The 928-nt window shown below is 79.1% G+C and carries 1 pseudogene; it reads left to right on the forward strand.

Going from position 1 to position 928, the window contains the following annotated elements:
* Positions 1–928: pseudogene (locus FOE67_RS27050) on the forward strand (hypothetical protein); the annotation flags it as partial.

Below are 928 nucleotides of genomic sequence, written 5' to 3' on the forward strand. Positions count from 1 at the left end.
CACCACCCCCTGACCCACCGTCTGCACCCGCTCCCCGCCCCGCCGGAAACGGATCCGGGGACGGCCCCCGGCGTCCTGGTGGAACTGACGACGACCCCCCGCCGCACCGCGTCCCACTACGGACACCGGGCCGCGCCCCTCCTCCTGCTGGACACCGGTCACGCCGCGGGCGCCCTCCACACGGCCGCGGTCGGGGCCGGCGTCGGGCTGCGCTGGGACCTCTCCGGGACCCGGCCCGATCCCCTGGCCACCGCAGTGGTGACCCCGGCCCACCACGACCGCGGCGTCACCGCCGGGGGAGCGACGATCGGCGGGGCCCGGCCGCGCAGCGCCTCGCCGCCGCTCACCGGTCGGCCCGACCCGGAGGTCACGGCGGCCCTGCTCGGCGTGCTCACCGGCGCCCCACGGCACCTCGACCCGTCCCTTCCCGATCCGGCCGACGGCGGGGAGCCCGACCCCGTCTGGTGGGTGGTCGACGAGGAGGGACTGTTCACCGCCGACCCCGCGCGGTCCGGGGGCCCGCTCCTGCGTCGTGCCCGGGGGGACGCCCGGCCGTGGTCGGCCGCCCGCGCGGCCGGACAGGGCTGGGTGGCGGAGGTGGGCGCGATCCTGCTCGCCGTCGGATGCCCCGGGGACGCCGACGCCGCCCGGATCCGCCGCAGTCACCTGCGCGCCGGGTTCGCCGCCCACCTGGCCTCGATCGCCGCAGCCCGCCTCGGCCTGCGCTGTCGTCCCGTGGGGTCCTGGCAGGGGGCCGATCTCGGCGCGGCCCTCGGTCGTCCGCGCGACCGCGAGTGGATCGTGCACGGCCTCCAGCACCGCCTTGCGGGCGGCCTCCGCCGGATCCCACCGACAGGCGAACCCGGCGGCGTGCAGACCGCTCACCGGGTCGTGGACGTGGGCGGCGACGCAGGGCGCGAACTCGGAG

This window comes from Streptomyces calidiresistens (genome assembly GCF_014141525.1).
GTDB lineage: Bacteria > Actinomycetota > Actinomycetes > Streptomycetales > Streptomycetaceae > Streptomyces > Streptomyces calidiresistens.